The sequence below is a fragment of the Catenuloplanes indicus genome (assembly GCF_030813715.1).
GTDB classification, from domain to species: domain Bacteria; phylum Actinomycetota; class Actinomycetes; order Mycobacteriales; family Micromonosporaceae; genus Catenuloplanes; species Catenuloplanes indicus.
On the sequence record NZ_JAUSUZ010000001.1, the window covers coordinates 7,232,392 to 7,253,017 of the forward strand.

At 73.6% G+C, this 20,626-nt stretch carries 17 protein-coding genes; 14 read left to right on the forward strand and 3 right to left on the reverse strand.

Translation table 11 applies throughout. The features are described 5' to 3' along the window. The first annotated feature begins 200 nt into the window (after positions 1–200). From J2S42_RS32840 to J2S42_RS32870, 7 genes are all read left to right on the forward strand, one after another. Positions 201–5,129 carry a hypothetical protein gene (locus J2S42_RS32840; RefSeq protein ID WP_307245468.1) on the forward strand — a complete coding sequence of 1,643 codons (4,929 nt, stop codon included), beginning with the start codon at positions 201–203 and terminating at the stop codon, positions 5,127–5,129. A 123-nt stretch (positions 5,130–5,252) separates the two neighbouring features. Further along, positions 5,253–5,705 (forward strand): DUF948 domain-containing protein, encoded by a 453-nt coding sequence (locus J2S42_RS32845; RefSeq protein WP_307245469.1) that lies wholly within the window; start codon positions 5,253–5,255, stop codon positions 5,703–5,705. A gap of 27 nt (positions 5,706–5,732) precedes the next feature. After that, the gene (locus tag J2S42_RS32850) at positions 5,733–6,029 is read left to right on the forward strand and encodes a hypothetical protein (RefSeq protein WP_306832675.1); all 297 of its coding nucleotides are present in this window, start codon (positions 5,733–5,735) and stop codon (positions 6,027–6,029) included. Further along, on the forward strand, positions 6,026–8,707 hold the full coding sequence (alaS, locus tag J2S42_RS32855) for an alanine--tRNA ligase (RefSeq protein WP_307245471.1): 2,682 nt from the start codon (positions 6,026–6,028) through the stop codon (positions 8,705–8,707). The genes J2S42_RS32850 and alaS overlap by 4 nt, the downstream gene beginning before the upstream one ends. A gap of 92 nt (positions 8,708–8,799) precedes the next feature. After that, positions 8,800–9,261 carry a Holliday junction resolvase RuvX gene (gene ruvX, locus J2S42_RS32860; RefSeq protein WP_307245473.1) on the forward strand — a complete coding sequence of 154 codons (462 nt, stop codon included), beginning with the start codon at positions 8,800–8,802 and terminating at the stop codon, positions 9,259–9,261. Further along, positions 9,261–10,454 (forward strand): endolytic transglycosylase MltG, encoded by a 1,194-nt coding sequence (gene mltG / locus J2S42_RS32865; RefSeq protein WP_307245475.1) that lies wholly within the window; start codon positions 9,261–9,263, stop codon positions 10,452–10,454. Before ruvX ends, mltG begins: the two co-directional genes overlap by 1 nt. Next, positions 10,451–11,278, forward strand: a complete 828-nt coding sequence (locus J2S42_RS32870; RefSeq protein ID WP_307245477.1) for a shikimate dehydrogenase — start codon at positions 10,451–10,453, stop codon at positions 11,276–11,278. The genes mltG and J2S42_RS32870 overlap by 4 nt, the downstream gene beginning before the upstream one ends. 264 nt (positions 11,279–11,542) lie before the next feature. Here the strand turns inward: J2S42_RS32870 and J2S42_RS32875 are convergent, their stop codons facing one another. Further along, positions 11,543–12,769 (reverse strand): multidrug effflux MFS transporter, encoded by a 1,227-nt coding sequence (locus tag J2S42_RS32875; protein ID WP_307245479.1) that lies wholly within the window; start codon positions 12,767–12,769, stop codon positions 11,543–11,545. Between the two features lie 79 nt (positions 12,770–12,848). Between J2S42_RS32875 and J2S42_RS32880 the strand changes: the two genes are divergently transcribed. From J2S42_RS32880 to aroQ, 5 genes are read left to right on the forward strand one after another with little or no spacing between them, the layout of a single operon-like run. Continuing rightward, on the forward strand, positions 12,849–13,328 hold the full coding sequence (locus J2S42_RS32880; protein WP_307245481.1) for a MarR family winged helix-turn-helix transcriptional regulator: 480 nt from the start codon (positions 12,849–12,851) through the stop codon (positions 13,326–13,328). 13 nt (positions 13,329–13,341) lie between these two features. Next, positions 13,342–14,520, forward strand: coding sequence for a chorismate synthase (aroC, locus tag J2S42_RS32885; RefSeq protein ID WP_307245483.1), 1,179 nt, complete (start codon positions 13,342–13,344; stop codon positions 14,518–14,520). A gap of 5 nt (positions 14,521–14,525) precedes the next feature. Next, a complete protein-coding gene (locus tag J2S42_RS32890) occupies positions 14,526–15,029 on the forward strand; it encodes a shikimate kinase (protein ID WP_307249166.1) in 504 nt (167 codons plus the stop codon). Positions 15,030–15,070: 41 nt separating this feature from the next. Further along, positions 15,071–16,147 (forward strand): 3-dehydroquinate synthase, encoded by a 1,077-nt coding sequence (gene aroB, locus J2S42_RS32895; RefSeq protein WP_370879454.1) that lies wholly within the window; start codon positions 15,071–15,073, stop codon positions 16,145–16,147. Further along, positions 16,144–16,581: a type II 3-dehydroquinate dehydratase gene (aroQ, locus tag J2S42_RS32900; protein ID WP_307245487.1), complete on the forward strand. Its 438-nt coding sequence runs from the start codon at positions 16,144–16,146 to the stop codon at positions 16,579–16,581. Before aroB ends, aroQ begins: the two co-directional genes overlap by 4 nt. 48 nt (positions 16,582–16,629) lie before the next feature. Here the strand turns inward: aroQ and mptB are convergent, their stop codons facing one another. Then, positions 16,630–18,186, reverse strand: coding sequence for a polyprenol phosphomannose-dependent alpha 1,6 mannosyltransferase MptB (mptB, locus tag J2S42_RS32905; RefSeq protein ID WP_307245489.1), 1,557 nt, complete (start codon positions 18,184–18,186; stop codon positions 16,630–16,632). A 196-nt stretch (positions 18,187–18,382) separates the two neighbouring features. On the opposite strand from mptB, the gene efp reads away from it, so the two are divergent. Further along, on the forward strand, positions 18,383–18,943 hold the full coding sequence (gene efp, locus J2S42_RS32910) for an elongation factor P (RefSeq protein WP_307245490.1): 561 nt from the start codon (positions 18,383–18,385) through the stop codon (positions 18,941–18,943). Between the two features lie 23 nt (positions 18,944–18,966). Next, entirely contained in the window at positions 18,967–19,377 is a 411-nt protein-coding gene (gene nusB, locus J2S42_RS32915) for a transcription antitermination factor NusB (RefSeq protein ID WP_307245492.1), read from the forward strand. Between the two features lie 555 nt (positions 19,378–19,932). Here the strand turns inward: nusB and bldD are convergent. Beyond that, entirely contained in the window at positions 19,933–20,421 is a 489-nt protein-coding gene (gene bldD, locus J2S42_RS32920; RefSeq protein ID WP_033341766.1) for a transcriptional regulator BldD, read from the reverse strand. Between the last annotated feature and the right edge of the window lie 205 nt (positions 20,422–20,626).

Genomic DNA, 20,626 nt, shown 5'->3' on the forward strand with positions numbered 1-20,626 from the left:
TGGGTCACGCCCGGGTCAGCCCGGCGGTTGCCCGGCCGATCGGTACGGGGCACAGCCGGCCGGCGGGTGGGTGTGACGGAACGGGACCTCGCCGGTCCGGGCACGACCGGGCGGGGTGCAGGGGCCATGGCCGGTGCGGCCGTGGCCGGCAGGACGTCGGCGATCGACCGCGTGTCGGTGGAGACAGAGAGAGTGGTTGCGTGAGGGCACGGGGTTCGGACGGTGCGGACGACGGCCAGGAGGCCGGCGGCCAGAAGCGCGGGCGCCGGTGGGGCATCGGCCGTACCGGCGGCACGCCCGACAGCACGCCGCCGGCCGAGGAGGTCTCCGGCGAGGAGACCGGCTGGCTCGACGACCTTCGCACCGCGAAGCAGTCCAACGTCGATTTGAGCGACGGCGCGCCCGCGCTCCCGGCCGGCGCCGGCTTCCCCGCCGCGCCGGACCTGGCCCCGGACGACGACTTCACCGCCGCGGGCGGCCCCGGCCAGGACGGCGGGCACGGCGACAACCAGGGCGGCCGCTTCGGTGCCGGCGCACCGGCGCCGCGCCCACGGCCTGGCACCCCGCCGGGCGCGATCCCGCAGCAGGGCGCGCGCGGGCCGTTCGGCGGGCCGGACGGCGATCCCGGCGGCTTCGGCCCGGCCGTTCCCGGCGGCCAGGGTGGCTTCGGTCCCGGCGGGCCGGGCGGTCCCGGTGGATTCGGCGCCGGGGGCCCAGCGGGTACCGACGGTCCCGCCGGCGGCTTCGGCCCCGGTGGTCCGGCGGGTCCCGGCACGCCCGGCGGCTTCGGTCCCGGTGCTGCGGCGGGTCGCGGTGGTCCCGCCGGCCCGGGCGGTGCCGACGGGTTCGGCGCGGGTGGCCCGGCGGGTCGCGGTGGCCCTGGCGGTGCCGACGGGTTCGGTCCGGCCGGTCGCGGTGGCTCCGACGGTTTCGGTGGTCCGGGTGGTCCTGGTGCTCCCGGCGGTCCTGGTGCTCCGGGCGGTCCTGGTGCTCCTGGCGGTGCCGGTGCTCCTGGCGGTGCTGGGGCTCCTGGTGGTCCCGGCGGTGCCGGGGGTACCGCTGGTTTCGGTCCCGGTGGCCCGGCGAACGCCGGTGTGGCCGGGCCCGGTGGACGCCGGCCGGGCGGCCCGGACGGTGGTTTCGGCGGCGAGCCGGCCAGTGGCGAGATCCGCGGCGGGCGGGCCGCGGCCGGCATGGGCCCGCAGAACGGGCCGTTCGGCGGTGGCCGGGCGGCCGCGCCGCAGGGTCCGGCCTACGGCGGCGAGCCGGGCGGTTATGACCAGGGCGGACGACGCCCGGGCGGCCCTGAGCAGGGCGGCCCGTTCGGCGGCGAGCCGGACGGCCGGCGCGCGGCCGGTCCCTACGGTGGCGAGCCCGCCACCGGTGACGTCCGCGCGGGCCGTCGTGCGGCGCCGGACGGTGCGCCTGCCGGTCCGTACGGTGCGAGTGGCCCGTTCGGTGGTGAGCCGAACAGCGGCGAGATCCGCGCGGGCCGTCGTGCGATGCCGGACGGTGGTGAGCCGAACAGCGGCGAGATCCGCGCGGGCCGTCGTGCGATGCCGGACGGTGGTGAGCCGAACAGCGGCGAGATCCGCGCCGGTCGCCGTGCGGCGCCGGACGGTCCCTACGGCGCCGGTGAGCCCGGCGGCCGCCGCGGTGCGGGTGAGCCGTACGGTGACGAGCCGGCCAGCGGTGAGATCCGGGCGGGGCGGCGGCGCGCGGCCGAGCCCAGCGCCGCGGAGCAGCGTGGCGGCGGGTTCGGTGGCGATGCGCGCGGTGCCGGGCCGTACCCGTCGCCGCGTCGTGGCGACGACCAGGCCGGCGCCGGTGATCGGCGTCCGGGACCGCCGGCGGCCCGGCACTCCGGTCCCGGCGAGAACGCGCCCGACGCACTGATCGACATGCGGCCCACCGCGTCCACCGACGAGGAGATGGGGGCCGGTAACCCGCACTCCTGGGCGTTCACCCCGTCCCGGCAGAACCCCGAGGTCAGCCGGCGTGGCGGCGCGAGCGGTTCCCGATCCCGGTTCGCCGGCCCGGCCGGCCAGCCCGGCGACGTGCCGGCCTCCGGCAACGCCCCGGCGCTGCCGCCGGGCGCGGTGGCTCCGGTCTCCGGCGGGCGTTCCGGCCCGGTGGGCAGCCGGCCCGACCACGGCGGCGGCTCGCACAGCGCGGGCGGCCCCGGCGGCCCGGGTGCGGTGCGTGACCGGTTCGGCGACACCGGCGGCCGCGGCCCGGACGGCGGCCGAGGCTTCGGCCCGGCCGGTCCCGGCGGCCCCACGCGTTCCGGCGCGGACGGTCCGCAGCCGGGCGTGACCGGCATCGACGGACTCGCGGGCGGCCGCCCCGGTTCTGACGGCCCGGACGGCGGCCGTGGTGGCCGCCCCGGCTTCGACGGCCCGGACGGCGGGCGTCCCGGCGTGGACGGCGGTCGTGGTGGTCGTCCCGGTTTCGACGGCTCGGACGGCCGGCCCGGTTTCGACGGCCCTCAGGGTGGTCGTTCCGGCGGCCCGCAGGGCGGCCGGCCGGGCATGGACGGTCCGGGCGGACGCGCGGGCGGGCGGGCCAGTGCGCCGATCCCGCCGGTCATGCCCGGACGGCCCGGTGCGACGCCGCCGGCCTCGCTGCCACCGGCGGCCCCGGCGCTGCCGCCCGGTGTGGAACCGGTGTCGGGAGCGCCCGGCAGCCCGGCGGGCCCGCGTGCGCCCGGTTCGGGCACGCCCACCGGCGCGATCTCCGGCCGTGACCGGTTCCGCGGGCCGCGTCCCGCCGACGGCAACGACCCGGGCACCGGCCGTGTGCCGGGCCAGCCCGGCCCCGGCCGCGCGGGCGTGGCCGGCGCCGCCGGTGTCCCCGGCATGCCCGGCGCACCTCGACGCCCCGGCGACGACGGGCCGAGCCGTGGCCCACGCCCCGGCGAGGACGGCTTCGGCCGGCACGGCGACGGCGAGCGCGGCCGCGGCGGCCCGGACGGACGCCCCGGCGACGGCCGCGGCCCTGGCAGTGGCGAGTTCCGGCAGGTCGGCCCCCGCGGCCGCGACGGTGGTCGCACCGGTACCGGTGAGTTCGACCGGGTCGGTATGCGTGGCGAGGGTGCTCGCGACGGTGGTCCCGGTGACCAGGGCCGGCGCGGCGCGCGTGGTGGCACGGGTGAGTTCGACCGGGTCGGTATGCGTGGCGAGGGCTCGCGTGACGGCGGTGGCTACGGCCCCGCCGACGGCGAGTCGGGCCGCCGCGGTGGCCGCACCGGCACCGGCGAGTTCGGCCAGGTCGGCATGCGCGGACCGGACGACGGCGGTCGTCGCGGCCCCGGGCGCGCGGCGGTCCCCGGCCAGCCGGCCGGCGGCCCGGATGGCCCTGGCGGCCGTAACGCCGCCTCCGGTTACAGCTCCGGCCGTGACGGCGGCCGAGGCTTCGGCCCGGACGGTGGTCCGGGCGGCTTCGGTCCTGGCCGTGACGGCGGTCCGGGTGCCGGTCGCGATGCCGGCTCCGGCCCGGACGGCGGCCCCGGCGGCCCCGGTGGCTTCGGTCCCGGCCGTGACGGTGCCGGCAACGCTGGCTTCGGTCCCGGGCGTGACGGTGGCGCGGGTTTCGGTCCCGGGCGTGACGGCAGGCCCGGCGGTTACGGTTCCGGCCGTGACGGCGGAGCAGGCGCCGGACGAGGCTTCGGCCCCGGTCGTGACGATGAACCGGGTGATGGCCGCGGCTTCAGTCCCGGGCGTGACGGCGGTCCTGGATACGACGGTGGGCCGGGTGGCCGATCTGATCATGATGGTGGCTCGAGTGGCCGTGACGGCGGTCCGGGCGGCCCGGATTTTGGCCCGGGCCGCGAGAGCGGCCCGGCCGGCACCGACGCCCGTGACCACGGTCCCGCCTCGCGTGAACTAGGCCAGGGCAGCACCGGCGCCCCGGCGGTACGCGACGCCGGTGGCCCGGGTGGCCGTGCGCCGGGTGGCCCCGGCGCCGGCCCCGCCACCGGCCCGCGCGAGATCGGCGCGGCCGGCCCGCGCGAGATCGGCGCTGCCCGCGCCGCCGTGCGCCCGCCGGGCGCCGAGCCGGCCGTGCCCGGTCATGCGCTGGGCGTGCCCGGTCAGACGCCGGGCGGGCCTGGACAGGCACCGGGCGGGCCTGGACAGGCACCGGGTGGACCGGGGCAGGTACCGGGCGGGCCCGGTCAGTTCCCGGGCGGGCCCGGGCAGGGACCCGGTGGACCGAAGCAGGCGCCGGGCGTACCGGGGCAGGCCATGGTTCGCCGTGGGCCGCTGCCCGAGGAGGGCAGCCTGGACGCCGCGGCGCGGGCGGTCGCGCGCGGTCCCCGGACGCTGCCGACGGAGATGGCCGCGCTGCCCGGGCGGGCGGCCGTGGCGGCGTTGCCGGCCGGGGACGGTGCGGGTGGCGCGCTGGAGAGCGGGGCGCTGCGGCCGGCGGCGGGTCGGGATTCCGTACCGGCGGATGATGTTGATCTTGAGAAGGAGAAGAAGGAGCGGGAGCGGCGGCAGCTGCGGCTCGGTGCGCTGGTGCTGGTGACCGTGTTGCTGCTCGGTGCGCTGCCGCTCTACTTCGGCATCCGGGCGGCGACGCGGGACCCGGTGTTCAACTCGCTGGACGACCTGGGTGTGCCGGCCTGGGCGGCGCAGAACACGGACGATCAGATCAGTGGCTCGCGGTGGTGCTTCATCGACTGCCGGCTGCGGACCCGGATCGCCGAGTCGGAGCGGGCGCCGGAGGAGACGACGCGGGTCTATCAGACCGCGCTCGCGGATGCCGGCTGGCAGCGCTGGGAGGTCGAGGGGTGCCCGGATCAGCCGGGTGTCCAGGGCGACTACTCCTGCTGGCGGCGGGACGAGCTGACGCTGGACCTGTGGATCAGGCCGCCGGCCTGCGCGAACGACGCGCTGGCGCTGCGGCCGTCGGTGGGGGCGACCGCGGAGGGGCAGGAGGCGGCGCCGCCCGCGGATCCGGACTGCCCGGGCGCGGCGGTGTCGATCAAGGTCAACAACGCGATCGGTGACGGCCGTACGCAGCCGCAGGCGCCCGTACCGTCGGATCTGATCGGTGAGACGCCGGAGGCGACGTTCGACCTGCCCACCGACTACCCGACGGACCTGCCGACGCCCGAGGCGACGTAGGGCGCGCGGGACCGCGCCGCCGCGCGGCGGCGTGTCACTGAGGGTAGGGTTCGCACGTTGGCGCAGAGTGGACGGTGTCACCTGCCCGAATACACATACAGCGTGGGATGAAGGGGAAGACGCGTGGACGGTGGAGAGATCGCTGCCCTGATCGGGGCCGGGGCGTTCGCGATGCTCGTTCTGTTTCTGGCGGTGCCGATCCTGCGGCTCCGGCACACGATCGACGCGGCGACCCGGGCGATCAACGACCTGAACGACCGCACGGAGCCCATGCTGCGCAACGTGAACCTCACGATCGAGGGCGTGAACACCACGCTCGATCAGGTGCACACGTCGCTGGACGGGGTGAACGTCCAGCTGGCGAAGGTGGACACGATCACCGGGCACGTGCAGAACGTGAGCGCCAACGTGGCGAACCTGACCACCGTGGTCTCGGCCGCGGCCGCGAACCCGCTGGTGAAGGTCGCGGCGTTCGGGTACGGCGTGCGCAAGGCCGCCGCCGCGCGCCGCGGTGCGGAGGAGGAGCGCGAGGTCAAGGACATCCTCAAGGCACGCCGACGGGCCGGTCGTCGCTAATCGGAACCAGCACGGGAGGATGTTGCTATGAAGCGTCTGCTCTGGCTCGGGATCGGCCTCGGTGTCGGTGTCCTGGTGGTCCGTCAGGTGACGAAGATGGCGCACGCGTACACGCCGCAGGGCCTCGCCGAGAGCGCGCAGGAAACCGCTGGCGGCCTGGTCGAGTCCGTGCGTAGCTTCGTGGACGACGTCCGGATCGCGATGGCCGAGCGTGAGCAGGAGATTCACGCCGCCTTCGCCGAGGGCGTGCTGTACGACGACCAGTTCGCCGAGGAGCGGGGCTACCCGCTGGACGGCATCGACACTCAGGAAGGCCGCAGATGAAGACCGCGGAGATCAAGCGACGATACCTGGCGCACTTCGAGGCCAACGGCCACGCCGTGGTGCCGTCCGCTCCGCTGCCGGCCATTGACGACCCGAACCTGCTGTTCGTCAACGCCGGCATGGTGCAGTTCGTGCCGTACTTCCTGGGTCAGCGCCAGCAGCCGTGGCCGCGTGCGGTCTCGGTGCAGAAGTGCATCCGTACGCCGGACATCGACGAGGTCGGCAAGACCTCGCGGCACGGCACGTTCTTCCAGATGAACGGCAACTTCTCGTTCGGCGACTACTTCAAGGCGGGCGCGATCCCGCTGGCCTGGGATCTCGTCACCAAGCCGGTCGCCGAGGGCGGTTTCGGGCTGGACCCGGAGCGGATCTGGGCGACGGTCTACCTCGACGACGACGAGGCCATCGAGATCTGGAAGAAGACCGGCATGCCGGCGGAGCGGATCGTGCGCCGCGGCAAGAAGGACAACTTCTGGTCGATGGGCATCCCCGGCCCGGCCGGCCCGTGCTCCGAGCTCTACTACGACCGCGGCCCGGCGTACGGCCCGGACGGCGGGCCCGAGGTGGACGAGGACCGCTACCTGGAGTTCTGGAATCTCGTCTTCATGCAGTACGAGATCACGAACGTCCGTAGCAAGGAGGAGTTCGACATCGTCGGCGAGCTGCCGGCGAAGAACATCGACACCGGCATGGGCCTGGAGCGGATGGCCGCGCTGCTGCAGGGCGTCGACAACATGTACGAGATCGACGAGATCCGCCCGGTGCTGGCCAAGGCCGCCGAGCTGACCGGCCGGACGTACGGTGCGAAGTCCGGCCACGCCGCGTCCGAGTCGCACCCGGACGACGTGCGCCTGCGGGTCATCGCGGACCACGTGCGCACCTCGCTGATGCTGATCGGTGACGGCGTCACGCCGTCGAACGAGGGCCGCGGCTACGTGCTGCGCCGCATCATGCGCCGCGCGATCCGCTCGATCCGGCTGCTCGGCTGGCAGGACAAGGCGCTGCCCGAGCTAATGCCGGTGGCGCGGGACTGCATGGCCCCGTCCTACCCGGAGGTCGCGGCGGAGTTCGACCGGATCTCGTCGTACGCGTACGCGGAGGAGGACGCGTTCCTCGCCACGCTGCGGGCCGGCACCACGATCCTGGACACCGCGATCGCGGACACGAAGAAGTCCGGCGGCGCGAAGCTCTCCGGTGACAAGGCGTTCCAGCTGCACGACACGTACGGCTTCCCGATCGACCTGACCCTGGAGATCGCGGCCGAGCAGGGCCTGACCGTCGACGACGAGGGCTTCCGGCGGCTGATGACCGAGCAGCGTACCCGCGCCAAGGAGGACGCGCGGACGCGCAAGACCGGCCACACGGACGTCTCCGCGTACCGGGGCGTGCTGGAGGACGGCGGCGCGGTCGAGTTCACCGGCTACGCCGAGACGTCGCGCGAGTCCCGCGTGCGCGCGCTGCTGAACAAGGGCGAGCGGCTGCAGTCGGCCGGTGAGGGCGACACGATCGAGCTGGTGCTGGACACCACGCCGTTCTACGCCGAGGGTGGCGGCCAGCAGCCGGACACCGGCCTGATCACGGTCGGCGGCGGCCAGGTCGAGGTGTACGACGTCCAGCAGCCGGTGCCGGGCCTGATCGTGCACAAGGCACGCGTGGTGCGCGGCGAGGTGCGGCCCGGTGAGTCGGGCTTCGCCGAGATCGACACGAACCGGCGCCGGGCGATCTCCCGCTCGCACACCGCGACGCACCTGGTGCACCAGACGATCCGCAACTTCCTCGGCGAGGCCGCGACCCAGGCGGGTTCGCTGAACGCGCCGGGCCGGCTCCGGTTCGACTTCAACACGCCGCAGGCGGTCCCGCCGGCCGTGCTGCACGACGTGGAGCAGCAGGTCAACGAGGTGCTACTGGCCGACCACGAGGTGCACGCGTTCGTCACCTCGCAGGAGGAGGCGCGGCGCCTCGGCGCGATGGCGCTGTTCGGCGAGAAGTACGGCGACGAGGTGCGGGTCGTCGAGGTCGGCGACTACGCGCGGGAGCTGTGCGGTGGCACCCACGTGGCCCGCTCCGGCCAGCTCGGCCTGGTGAAGATTCTCTCCGAGTCGTCGATCGGTTCCGGTGTCCGCCGCGTCGAGGCGCTGGTCGGCATCGACGCATTCGGCTTCCTGGCCAAGGAGCACCTGCTGGTGTCCCGCCTGGCGGATCTTTTCCGGATCCCGGCGGACCAGGTGGGGGACCGGGTCGAGCAGACCGTCACGGCGCTGCGGGACGCGGAGAAGGAGCTGGAGAAGCTGCGCGCCCAGGCGGTGCTCGGCGGCGCCGGCGCGATCGCGGATGCGGCCCGGGACCTCAACGGCATCGCCTACGTCGGGGCGGAGGCGCCGGAGGGCGCGGCCGGCAACGACGTGCGCACGCTGGCCATCGAGATTCGCGGGAAGATCGACCAGAAGCGCCCGGCGGTGGTCGCGGTAGCCGCGAAGTCGAACGGCAAGGCGTCACTCATCGTAGCGACGAACGCGGCAGCCCGCGATCGAGGGCTCTCCGCGTCGGACCTCGTGAAGGGCGCGCTCGGCGGCCGCGGTGGCGGCAATGCCGAGCTGGCACAGGGCGGCGGTGTCCCCGCATCGGAGACCGTTAAGCTTCTGGGCGCGATCGAGAGGTCAATTTCCGAGGCCGGCTGATAGCGCCATACGCCGATCGGCCATTACTCTTCGCATCGTGGCCCGATCGACGTCAGGAGGCGCGTGTTCAAGCTTGGCAGGGTGATCCGGCCGTGAGCGAAGGCTTCACTCGCGGAGTTCGCCTGGGCGTGGACGTGGGAGCGGTGCGCGTCGGGGTCGCGGTGTGCGACCCCGACGGCATCCTCGCCAGCCCGGTGGCGACCGTACCCCGTGACCAGAATGCGACCGATGATGCGGTTCCGGGCGATATGGCGGAAGTTTCGCGTCTCGCCGTGGAGCACGACGCGGTCGCGGTCGTCGTCGGTCTTCCCGTCGCGCTCAACGGGCGCGAGGGACCAGCGGCGACACTGGTCCGCGCGTACGCCGAACGACTGGGACGGGTGATCACCCCCGTTCCCGTCGTTTTGGCGGACGAGCGTATGTCGACGGTGGTGGCTACCCGTAGGCTGTCCGAGCGAGGCGTTCGGGGGCGGCGTCAGCGCGCGGTCGTCGATCAGGCGGCCGCCGTGGAGATCCTGCAAGGCTGGCTGGACGCGCAGCGGAGGCGCAACTGATGCTGGACGACTTGGAAGCTGCGTTCGACGAGCAGCAGGCCCCCCAGAAGGGGCGGCCGCTGCACCGGCGCAAGAAGAAGCGCGGCGGTGGCGGGAAATCGGCCATCGCCCTGATCATGGTGGTGCTGATCTTCGGCGGTCTCGCCGGCGCCGGCTACTACGGGTTCGACCGGGTGCGGAACTACCTCACCACGCCGGACTACGACGGTCCGGGCACGGGCGAGGTCACGATCGAGGTGAAGAACGGCGACACCGCCACGGCGATCGGCAACACGCTCTACAACGTCGATGTGGTGAAGTCCGCCAAGTCCTTCATCGAGGCGGCCGACGCGAACCCGGACAGCAAGAACATTCAGGTCGGATTCTACAAGCTCAAGAAGCAGATGAAGGCGTCCGACGCGGTGCTGGCGCTGCTCGACCTGAACAACCGGGTGTCCACCAAGGTGACCATCCCGGAGGGCACCACGTCCTTCGAGGTGTTCCAGCTGCTCTCCGACGCCTCCGACATCCCGGTCGAGGAGTTCAAGGAGGCGGCGAAGGACCCGGAGGCGCTGGGCGTACCGGACTTCTGGTTCACCCGCGGCGACGAGAAGCCGGTCACCAAGTCGATCGAGGGTTTCCTGTTCCCGGAGACCTACAACTTCGACCCCGGGCTGACCGCGAAGGAGATGCTCGCGGTGATGGTCCAGCACTTCCTGGACGCCACCACCGAGCTCGACTTCGTGAAGAAGGCGGAGGCGCGGGACATCACGCCGTACGACGCGCTGATGGTCGCCTCGCTCTCCGAGGCCGAGTCCGGCGTCGCCGCTGACCTGCCCAAGGTCGCCCGGGTCGTCTACAACACGCTCTTCAAGCCCAGCGCGGACATCGGCGGCCGGCCGCGCCTGCGCCTGGACGTGACCATCAACTACGGTCACCAGCTCGCGGGCCGGGACGCCAAGGAGTCGAAGAACATCACCCAGGCCGAGCTGGAGGACGCCTCCAACCCCTGGAACTCGCACCTCAACGACGGCCTGCCGCCGACCGCGATCAACAACCCGGGCAAGGCCGCGCTGGAAGGCGCGATGACCCCGGCCGAAGGCAACTGGTACTTCTTCGTCGCGATCGACAAGCAGGGCAACTCGGCGTTCGCGGAGACCTACGCCGAGCAGCAGGTGAACGAGCAGAAGGCCCGGGAGGCCGGGGTTCTGTGACGTCCCAGCACCGGGCGGCCGTGCTCGGCAAGCCGATCGCACATTCGCTCTCACCCGTGCTGCACAACGCCGGTTACGCGGCCGCGGGCCTCACCGGGTGGGCGTACACCGCGATCGAGTGTGCCGAGTCCGAACTGCCCGGTCTGGTGGACGGCCTCGGCGCGCAGTGGCGCGGCCTGTCCGTGACCATGCCGCTCAAGGAGGTCGCACTCACCGTCGCCGCGGCGGCCTCGCCGGCCGCCACGGCGCTCGGCGTGGCGAACACGCTGGTCCGGCGCGCGGACGGGTCCTGGTTCGCGGACAACACCGACGTGATCGGCATGGTCACCGTGCTGCGCGCCGCCGGGATCACCGACGGCGCGGCGATCGCGCTGCTGGGCGGGGGCGGCACGGCACGCGCGGCGCTCGGTGCCGCGGCCCGGCTCGGCAACGCGCCGGTCACGGTGTTCGTCCGCCGGCCGGAGGCCGGTGCGGAACTGGCGCCGGTCGCGGCCACGCTCGGCGTGCCGTTCCGGGTCGCGCCGTGGGCCGAGGCCGCGGACCTGCGCGGGTTCGACGTGGTCGTCTCCACGGTGCCGAAGGGCGCCGCGGACCACCTGGCGGCCGGGCCGCACTGGGCGGCGTCGACCGTCTACTTCGACGTGGTCTATCACCCGTGGCCGACACCGCTGGCGGCCTGGGCCGCGGCGGGCGGGTCGCCGGTGGTCACCGGGCTGGATCTGCTGCATGCGCAGGCACTCGGCCAGTTCACCCAGTTCACCGGTGTGGACGCGCCGGCCGACGCGATGCGCGAGGCACTGGACAAGGCCGTCGCCGAGGGATAGCCGCGCGGTGATCCCATTCGCGCTGACGCCGGAAGACCGGCGGAGCGGGTGGTCGCGTTGTGCCCGAGATCTCGGACGCGCGGCGCCCACCGTGCTTCCGGACAGTGCGCGGTCCGCGGCTCTGCGGGCCCCGGCTTGTCATGGGGGAACCTGCCGGCGGCGGGAAGTGCGCGGTCCGCAGCCCCGCGGACGACTGGGAGGCCGGTCGGCGGGCCGCGAACCGGTGTGCGTGCGCGGGGCGACACCGGTGGTGGTGAGGCCGGGTCAGGCGGGGGTGTGGCGGGCGCGGGCCAGGGTGAGGACGGTCAGCAGGGAGAGGGTGGCGCAGACCGCGATCACCAGGGCCATGGGTACGGCGCTGGACTCGCCGCCGAGGCCGACCAGGGGAGCGGCGACGGAGCCGATCAGGGTCTGGACCGTGCCGAGGAGGGCGGCGGACGTGCCGGCGCGGTTGCGGTGGCGGTCCAGGGCCAGAGCGGCGCTGTTCGGGTTGACCATGCCGATCGTGGCCAAGAAGCAGAACAGCAGGACGCAGACCGCGATCATGCTGGACAGCGCGGCCGCGACGAGCAGCGCGGCGCCCGCGACCGCGCCGGCGGCCAGGGACGTGACCAGCAGCTGACGGGGGGACCAGCGGTCGAGCAGGCGGCCGTTGAGCTGGCTGGCGGCGACCAGGCCGATCGCGTTCACGCCGAACAGCACGCCGTAGACCGCGGTGGAGAGGCCGAACACGTCCTGGAGCACGAACGACGAACCGGAGAGGTACGCGAAGAGGCCGGCCATGGCCAGGCCGCCGGCGACGGCGTACCCGATGAAGACCCGGTCCTTGGCCAGCACGCGGGTGGTCTCGGCGACGTCGGCCAGCCCGCGGGTGCTGCGGCGGGCGGCCGGCAGCGTCTCCGGGAGCACACGGACCACCGCGATCGTGATCAGTGTGGCGACCGCGGCCAGCACCAGGAAGATGCCGCGCCAGTCGGTGAACGTGAGGACGAGCGTGCCGAGGCTGGGCGCGAGCACCGGTGCCACGCCGAAGACCAGGGCGAGCCGGGAGAAGTATTTGGCGGCGGCCTTGCCGGAGTAGAGGTCGCCGACGACGGCGCGGGCCACGACCGTACCCATGCCGCCGGCGAAGCCCTGTGCGAAGCGCACCGCGGCCAGCGCGCCGGTCGACGGCGCGAACGCGCACGCCACGCAGAGCAGCGCGTACGCCACCATGCCGATGATCACCGGGGTACGGCGGCCGAGCCGGTCGCTGAGCGGGCCGGTGACCAGCTGGCCGACCGCCATGCCGACCATCAGCGTGGTGAGCGACAGCTGGACCTGGGACGGCGTGGCGTGCAGGTCCGCGGCGATCTCCGGGAACGCGGGGAGGTACATGTCGATCGACAGCGGGCCGATCGCGGTGAGCGTGCCGAGCAGCGCCACCAGGGCGAGAGCGGACCGGCCGCGCGGCGGCGCCACGGCCGAGTCGACGGTGGTGGTCTGTGACACGCTGATACGTCCTTCCGGGAGAAAAGCTCTGTGGGCAGACTAGTTGCACAAGGCGACTAAAAGACAGCGGGAGTACGCCATGACCTCGGCGGATGAGATCAGCGACACGCTCGGCCACCTGCACCAGGTGCTGCGCCGCGCGGCCGCCCGGCGCGACGCCGACCGGCTGCCGGACGCGCAGGTCGAAGTGCTCCGGCTGGTCGAGCGCCGGCCCGGCATCTGCGTCCGGGACGCGGCCGAGGCGCTGCGCGCGGCGCCGAACACGGTCAGCACGCTGGTCGGCGACCTCGCGGACGCCGGGCTGATCGCCCGCGAGCGCTCGCCGGAGAACCGCCGCCAGGTGCGGCTCACGCTGACCGGCGCCGCGCGCCGCCGGATCGACGCCTACCAGGAGGAACGCCGCGCGCTGGTCCGGGACGCGCTGGACCGGCTCGGCGACGACGCCCGCAACCGGATCGCGGCCGCCGTCCCCGACCTGCGCGCGCTGGCCGCGCTGCTCGCCGGTGGCCCGGAAGGTGGGACGGTACGGCCAGCACGTGAGACCGGGACGCGGCCATGACAGACTGTGCGACGTGTTGCGCTGGCTGACCGCAGGTGAATCCCATGGCCCCGCCCTCGTCGCTCTGCTGGAGGGGGTCCCCGCCGGTGTGCGGGTGACGACCGCCGACATCGGGCGGGAGCTGGCCCGCCGCCGTCTCGGCTACGGCCGCGGCGCCCGGATGTCGTTCGAGCAGGACGAGATCGAGATCATCGGCGGGATCCGGCACGGCGTCACGCTGGGCAGCCCGGTCGCGATCCGGGTCGGCAACTCCGAGTGGCCCAAGTGGCAGACCGTGATGGCCGCGGACCCGGTCGACCCGGAGGAGCTGGCCGGCCAGGCGCGCAACGCGCCGCTGACCCGGCCCCGGCCCGGGCACGCCGACCTGGCCGGCATGCAGAAGTACGGGCACGCCGACGCCCGGCCGATCCTGGAGCGCGCGTCCGCGCGGGAGACGGCGGCGCGCGTCGCGGTCGGCACCGTGGCCAAGGCGATCATCGAGCAGACGCTCGGCATCCGGATCGTGTCGCACGTGGTCGAGCTCGGCTCGGTCGCGGCCAAGCCCGGCCTGCAACCGCGCCCGGAGGACTTCGACCGGATCGACGCGGACCCGCTGCGCTGCCTCGACCCGGAGGCGTCCGCGCGGATGGTCGCGGAGGTGGACGCGGCGAAGAAGGACGCGGACACGCTCGGCGGCATCGTGGAGGTGCTGGCGTACGACGTACCGCCGGGCCTCGGTTCTCATGTCCAGTGGGACCGCAAGCTGGACGCGCGGCTGGCCACCGCGCTGATGTCGATCCAGGCGATCAAGGGCGTGGAGATCGGCGACGCGTGGCTGCAGGCCCGCTCGCGCGGCTCGGTCGCGCACGACGAGATCGCGCCGACCGCGACCGGCGTCAAGCGTCTCACCGACCGGGCCGGCGGCCTGGAGGGCGGCATCACCACCGGCGAGCCGCTGCGGGTGAAGGCCGCGATGAAGCCGATCTCGTCGCTGAACCGCGCGCTCTCCACGGTCGACGTGGCCACCGGCGAGGTCGCCACCGCGATCAACCAGCGCTCGGACGTCTGCGCGGTCCCGGCCGCCGCGGTCGTCGCGGAGGCGATGGTGGCGCTGGTGCTGGCCGAGGCCGCGACGGAGAAGTTCGGTGGCGACTCGGCCGACGAGATCCGCCGCAACCTGGCCGGGTACGTCGACCACCTGATCATCCGGTGAGCCCGGTGCGGCCCGCCTGCGTGCTCGTCGGCCTGATGGGCGCGGGCAAGACCACGGTCGGCACCGCGCTGGCCGAGCGGCTCGGCGTCGCGTTCCGGGACACCGATCACGACGTCGAGGCGGTCGCCGGCAAGCCGGTCTCGGAGATCTTCATCGAGGACGGCGAGGACCGGTTCCGCGCGCTGGAACGCGCGGCGGTCGCGACCGCGCTGGAGACGTTCGGCGGCGTGCTCGCGCTCGGCGGCGGCGCGATCCTGGCCGAGGAGACCCGGGCCCGGCTGGCCGGGCACACCGTGGTCTTCCTGTCGGTAGAGCTGGCCGACGCGGTCAAGCGCGTCGGCCTGGGCGCTGGCCGGCCGCTGCTGGCGATCAACCCGCGCGCCACGCTCCGGCACCTGATGTCGCAGCGCGCCCCGCTCTACCGCGAGGTGGCCACGCACGTGGTGGTGACGGACGGCCGCGAGCCCGCCGAGGTCACCGACGAGATCCTGGCGCTGCTCAAGCGATGACCCGCGAGACGCTAGGCTCAGCGCCGATGGATGAGCTGACTGTGACCGAGCCGACGCGGATCGACGTCGGCGGCGAAACCCCGTACCAGGTGCTGATCGGCCGTGGCCTGCTCGGCGAGCTGCCCGCGCTGCTGACCGGCGCGGAGCAGGCCGCGCTCCTCTACGCCGAACCGCTCAAGGCGCACGCCGAGGCGCTGGCCGCCGGGCTCGACCGGGCCGGGTTGCGGACGCTGCCGATCGAGGTGCCGGACGCGGAGGACGGCAAGAGCATCGGCGTCGCGGCCGGCTGCTGGGACGCGCTCGGCGCGAACGGCTTCACCCGCAGCGACGCGGTGATCGGCCTCGGCGGCGGTGCGGTGACCGACCTGGCCGGGTTCGTGGCCGCGGCCTGGCTGCGCGGCGTGCGCTGGGTACCGGTGTCCACATCGCTGCTCGGCATGGTGGACGCCGCGGTCGGCGGCAAGACCGGCGTGAACACCGCGGCCGGCAAGAACCTGGTCGGCGCGTTCCACCCACCGGCCGGCGTGCTCTGCGACCTGGCGATGCTGGACACGCTGCCGCACGCCGACCTGGTCGCCGGCCTGGCCGAGGTGGTCAAGTGCGGGTTCATCGCGGACCCGGCGATCCTGGACCTGATCGAGGTCGATCCGGCCGCGGCGCAGGACCCGGCCTCGCCCGCGCTGCGCGAGCTGGTCGAGCGCGCGATCCGGGTGAAGGCGCACGTGGTCACGCACGACCTGCGCGAGTCCGGGCTGCGCGAGTTCCTCAACTACGGGCACACGCTGGCGCACGCGATCGAGAAGGTCGAGCACTACCGCTGGCGGCACGGCCACGCGGTCTCGGTCGGCCTGGTCTACGCGGCCGCGCTGTCGGTCGCGACCGGGCACCTGAGCCCGGACGTCGCGGCCCGCCACCGCGCCGTGCTGACGTCGCTCGGCCTGCCGGTCACCTACGAGGCGGACGCGTGGCCCGCGCTGCTCGCCGCCATGCGGGTGGACAAGAAGGCGCGCGGCAGCAAGCTGCGGTTCGTGGTGCTGGACGGGCTGGCCGCCCCCACGATCCTGGCCGGGCCCGCGGACGACGTGCTGGCCGCCGCCTACCGCGAGGTGGTCGCGTGACGCGCGCGCTGGTGCTCAACGGCCCGAACCTGGGCCGGCTCGGCAAGCGGCAGGTGGACGTGTACGGGCTGACGTCGTACGACGCGCTCGTGAATTTCTGCGTGGACGCGGGCCGCGAGGCAGGCCTGGACGTCGAGGTCCGGCAGACCGACGCGGAGCACGAGATGCTGGCCTGGCTCTACGAGGCGGCGGACGGCGGGATTCCCGTCGTGCTCAACGCGGGCGCCTGGACGCACTACAACTACGCGGTCCGCGACGCCTGCGCGATGCTCACCGCGCCGCTGGTCGAGGTGCACATCTCCAACATCCACGCGCGCGAGGAGTTCCGGCACCACTCGGTGCTCTCCGCGGTCGCCACCGGCGTCATCGCGGGCCTCGGCATCGAGGGCTACCGGCTCGCGCTGCGCTACGTCGCGGCCACCGAAGATCGATAACCCGCGCCGGTACGCCGTGCGGCGTACCGGCGAAGGGTTCTGTCCGTTCTAGGCGGCCGTCTCGGCCGGGATCGCACGCTCGCGGTAGAGCGACTCGGCCCGCTCCACCACGGGTTCGCGGCGCGGCAGCCACCACAGCAGCACCGCACCCGTGGTCACCAGCACCACCGCGCCGCCGGTCAGCCCGACCGCCACGTCCACGGCCGAGGCCGGGCCGCCGGTCGGCACCACCAGCACGGCCAGCAGCGAGCTGCCCAGCGCCACCCAGCGCCGCACCGGGCTGTCCTCCTGATGCGGCGCGCCGGCTGCGACCAGCAGCACGCCCCACAGCAGGTACCAGGGGTGCACCACCGGGCCGAGCAGCACCACCGCGAGCAGACCCAGGCCGACCGCGTAGACCGGGCCGAGCACCCGCGCCCGGACCCAGACCAGCAGCCCGCAGCCGACCGCGGCCGCGAGTCCCACGCCGCGCCAGAACGGCACCGCGTGATGTGCGACCCCGGAGCCGATCGCGTCCAGCAGCTGCGCGGTCAGCGCGCCCGCGGTGGTGCTCAGCGACATCCAGTTGTGCACCACCGCGGGCGTGTCCAGCGCGCCGATCCAGCCGATGCCGGTGCCGGCCAGCGCGTGCACCACGATCGCGGCCGCGGCCGCGATCAGCACGGTCAGCGGCGCGGTCCGCAGGAACGCCAGGATCGGCCACCGCTCCCGCGCCGCCGGCGTCCGCTGCGCGCGTTGCGCCCACAGCAGCGCGCAGAACGGCAGCGCCAGCGCGGCCGGTGCCTTCACCAGCGCGGCCAGCGTCACCAGGATCACGCCCAGCACCGGCCAGATCGCGCCGGGCCGCCGGGAGACCGTCGCGGCCAGGCCGGCGGCCAGCAGGCCCAGCATCAGCGCGTCGTTGTGCGCGCCCGCCACCAGGTGCGTCAGCACCAGCGGGTTCAGCACGCCGAGCCAGAGCGCGGCCCCGGGTGAGACGCCCAGCCGGCGGGCGAGCACCGGCACCGCGAACGCCATCAGCGCCACCCCGGCCACCGCGACCAGGCGCATGCCGAACACACCCGCGATCACGTGCGTTCCGGTCAGCGTGGTGACCGCCGCGGCCACGGCCAGGAACAGCGGACCGTACGGCGCGGGGGTGTGCTGCCAGATGCCCGGCACCTCGGCCGCGAGCGGGCCGCCCAGGCTCGACGGCCCGTACACGTAGACGTCCAGCCCGCGCGCGAACATCGTGCCCTGCGCGAGGTAGCTGTAGACGTCCCGGCTGAACAGCGGCGGCGCCACCACCAGCGGCGCCGCCCAGAGCCCGAGCGTGATCTGCATCGAGCGCGCGGCCGGGTTCTCCGTACCCAGCCGCCACCAGGCGACCACCAGCAGAGCCAGTCCCGCGTACGCCACGACCAGGCCGGGACCGATCAGCCCGGCCCGCTCCGCCGCCTGTTGATAGGGCAGCGCGCCGGCCGTGGTTCCACCGAGCGCGAGCATCACGGCGCCGGCGAAGCCGAGCCATCGGGGCACGCCACCGATCACGATCGGGCGGGCGGCCGGCAGGAGGCGCGATGCGCGGTGCGGCAGGCTGTTCGGCAGGCTGGAGGCAGTCGGCACGCCCGCAACTTGCCAGTAACGGGTGTCTATTCGGCGACGACGAGGTAACGATTGATTGATCGTCAACGGGCGGCCGGGCAGGTTACCGGCGCATGACCGGCCCGGGAAGCGGCGGGCCGGGTGCGCCGGTAGACTGGGCTATTGTCCGCGAACGTAGTGCCGGTTTCACACACACGGCTTCACACCAAGGCAGGAAATGGCGACCACCAACGACCTCAAGAACGGCCTGGTCCTCAACCTCGACAAGGAGCTGTGGTCCGTCGTCGAGTTCCAGCACGTGAAGCCCGGCAAGGGCCCGGCCTTCGTGCGCACCAAGCTGAAGAGCGTGATGTCCGGCAAGGTCGTCGACAAGACCTTCAACGCCGGCACGAAGGTCGAGACCGCGACGGTCGACAAGCGGACCATGCAGTACCTCTACCTCGACGGTGAAGAGTTCGTCTTCATGGACCACCTCGACACGTTCGAGCAGTTCCACGTGCCGAAGGCGGTCGTCGGGTCGAACGCCGACTTCCTCCTCCCGGAGGCGGAGGTCACGGTCGCGTTCCACGAGGGCGTCCCGCTCTACGTCGAGCTGCCGACCTCCGTGATGATCGAGGTCACCTACACCGAGCCGGGCCTGCAGGGCGATCGCTCCACCGGCGGCACCAAGCCCGCCACCGTGGAGACCGGCGCGACGGTCCAGGTGCCGCTGTTCATCACCACCGGCGAGAAGATCAAGGTCGACACCCGCGACGGCCGCTACCTCGGCCGCTCCTAATGGCGGAGGGTCCCAAGCAGTCGATGCCCGCCCGCCGAAAGGCGCGCAAGCGGGCGCTCGACGTCCTCTACGAGGCCGACCTGCGTGACCTCCCGCCGGTCGAGGTCCTGGCGAGCTACCTCGAGCGCATCGAGCAGCCCCGCCCCGACCACATCGGCTACACGATCCACCTCGTCGAGGGCGTCGCCGCCCACCTCGACCGGGTCGACGAGCTGCTGGCCAGCTACGCCGAGGGCTGGACGATCGACCGCATGCCGGTCGTCGACCGGAACCTGGCGCGGATCGCGGTCTACGAGCTGCTCTACGCGGACGACATCGACGACGCGGTCGCGATCACCGAGGCGGTCGAGCTGGCCCGCCAGATGTCCACCGACGATTCGCCCCGCTTCCTCAACGGCATCCTCGGCCGCATCGCCGAGTACGCCACGCGCTGAGTTCTTCGGAAGCCCGTCCGGCCCCCTTGGGTCCGGGCGGGCTTCTTCTTCGCCTCCGGCGGGCCGGGTCGATGCGGCAGGCGAAAGCTGAGCCGGTGCGGCGGGTGGGCGTGCCTTTGAAGATCCTTTCATACGTCAGGGCCCTTTCGAGTCGCCTGAAAGGGCCCTGACGTATGGAAGGATCTTGATACGCGCCTGACTTCCGGAGACGGGCGCTGAGCGCAAACCTGTCGCGGCCGGTCGGCGAGATCGGGGGCGATGCCGGAAGTGGGCCGGTGGGGCCCGGGGGCGGGGCCGGTCGAAGGGCTGGTGCCCGGGGCTTGCCGCTGCGCGGGGGAGGAGTGCGAAAAACCGCGCAGCGACGATGGCTGCGCGGGGGCCGGGGCGCTCTGCGTAGCGATGCGCGGCGCGGTGGGCCGGAAGCGTGAGGGGGATGGAGTATGCGGTCGGCGGAGGGGGTGGCCGGCCGGTTTGGCGGGTGGGCGGTCCGTGCTGGGTCGGGGCACGGGCCGCCCGGTGCTGATAACGGCCCGGGGAAGGCGGGCCGGAAGCGCCTTAGGAGGCGAAGAAGGCGCGCGGGTCGGCGACCAGCACACCGGCCTCGGTGAGGCGCTCGATCAGGCCGGAGGGGGAGATGTCGTAGACGATGGCGAGCGCGCGCAGGTCGTCGGCCCTTATCGAGAGGACGCGGCCGTTGTAGTCGCCGCGCTGCTGCTGGATGGCGCGGGCGTAGCGGGCGACGTACGCGAGGTCCTCGCCGGCCTCGTCGTAGAGCTTCTCGAGGTCAAGGACGATCTTGTTGGTCGGCTCGTGCCGGATGCCGCTGCCGTCGGGCAGCAGCTCGGAGACCGGAACCCGGTAGAAGTCGGCCAGCTCGGCCAGGCGGGAGACGGTGACCGCGCGGTCGCCGCGCTCGTAGGAGCCGACGACGACGGCCTTCCAGCGCCCGTTCGACTTCTCCTCCACACCCTGCAGGGAGAGACCCTGCTGCTGGCGGATAGAGCGCAGGCGGGCGCCCAAAGACTTGGCGTACTCAGAGGGCATCAGGACACTCCAGTGCTGGCGTGGGCTTCGGGCCCACCGCGCGATCGCTACGCTGCGTGACGGTACGTCGCTAAAGACACGCGGTCAAGTGGCGATTACGGTCCAGTTGGCGAGATCATAGGACTTGACCGGTTTTTCGCTTTCCTGAGTCGGCAGTCAGTCAGATCACTCCCAGGTCAACCGGAGTGACGTGTGGGAACACTGG